The sequence below is a fragment of the Bradyrhizobium sp. Crot121 genome (assembly GCF_059512385.1).
This window is the reverse complement of sequence record NZ_JCAMOR010000337.1, coordinates 1-501: the sequence shown is the minus strand read 5'-3', so window position 1 is coordinate 501 and position 501 is coordinate 1. Positions and strand designations below refer to the sequence as shown.

Here is a 501-nt window from a genome sequence, read left to right as displayed (position 1 = left end):
GCCGCCAGATCGCGCCGCACCTCGCCAAGATCGCGTCGGTCGTACATCCAGCGGAGCTCGAGCAGGCAATCGTCGTCGACCTTGCGCGGCACATAATCGAGCGCATTGCGCAGGAAGTGCACATAACAGCGCTGCCAGAACACGCCGGCGAGCACTTCGGCGATCGCCTTCTTCAAGCCGGGATGATCGTCGGAGACGACAAACTCAACGCCATGCAGGCCGCGCGCCTTCAACGCTTCCAAAAACTCCTTCCAGCTCGACCGGCTCTCCCGGTTGGCAAGCTCGACCGCGAGCACCTGACGCCGGCCCTCCCAGTCGACGCCGATCGCGATCAGCACCGCCTGGCTCGCAATGATGCCGTCCTCGCGCACCCGCTCATAGCGCGCATCCAGGATCAGATAGGGGAATGGTTCCTTGAGCTTGCGCGCGCAAAACGCCTTCAGCGACGCATCCAGCCGTTTGTTGATGGCGCTGATCGCCGAGGCCGAGAACGCATGCCCC

The 501-nt window shown here is 63.9% G+C and carries 1 protein-coding gene; it reads right to left on the bottom strand.

The genetic code is table 11. The features are described from left to right. On the bottom strand, positions 1 to 501 hold a 501-nt coding region (locus AC5ZGW_RS46855), incomplete at both ends, for an IS256 family transposase (protein ID WP_496114230.1).